We start from the raw sequence: 437 nt of genomic DNA, 5'->3' as shown, positions 1-437 counted from the left end.
GAAAGCAGGTTTAATTTTGATCTGACCCTAATTATTTATAATTTTGATCTGACCCTAATTATTCAGCGGATGCACCTCCTGGTATAAAGTGATAGGCCGACCATCAAATGTCAGTACTGCCCGTAATAAAAAGTGTCTGCCGGCTTCATCCAAATCAGACCAATCTATGCTTATGATCGGGTGTTTGGCAGTACAGAACAACCGGCAAATTGCACCATAAACTACTCTTTGCTCACGCAGTAAATGTGCATTCGACAGCAGCCTGTCGGCACGCTTGATATTATGTTTCTCAAAGGCATTTGACTGAATTCCCCGGCCAATACTGGTGACGGTAGCGGCACTGCCGTTTGCCAGGCTATGCACGCAATCGGTAACAGCTTTTCGTCTGGTGACATGCATTTGGGGTGTGACAAATGAAACGATATTGGTCAAGATAG

The 437-nt window shown here is 44.6% G+C and carries 1 pseudogene; it reads right to left on the bottom strand.

Annotated features, from left to right (window positions below):
* Positions 1-54: 54 nt before the first annotated feature.
* Positions 55-437 (bottom strand): annotated as a pseudogene (locus HRH59_RS19220) (IS4 family transposase); the annotation flags it as partial.

The organism is Rheinheimera lutimaris, assembly GCF_013283795.1.
In the GTDB taxonomy this organism is placed as follows: Bacteria; Pseudomonadota; Gammaproteobacteria; order Enterobacterales; family Alteromonadaceae; genus Alishewanella; species Alishewanella lutimaris.
The sequence above is the reverse complement of the archived record's forward strand: the minus strand, read 5'-3'. Positions and strand labels throughout refer to the sequence as shown.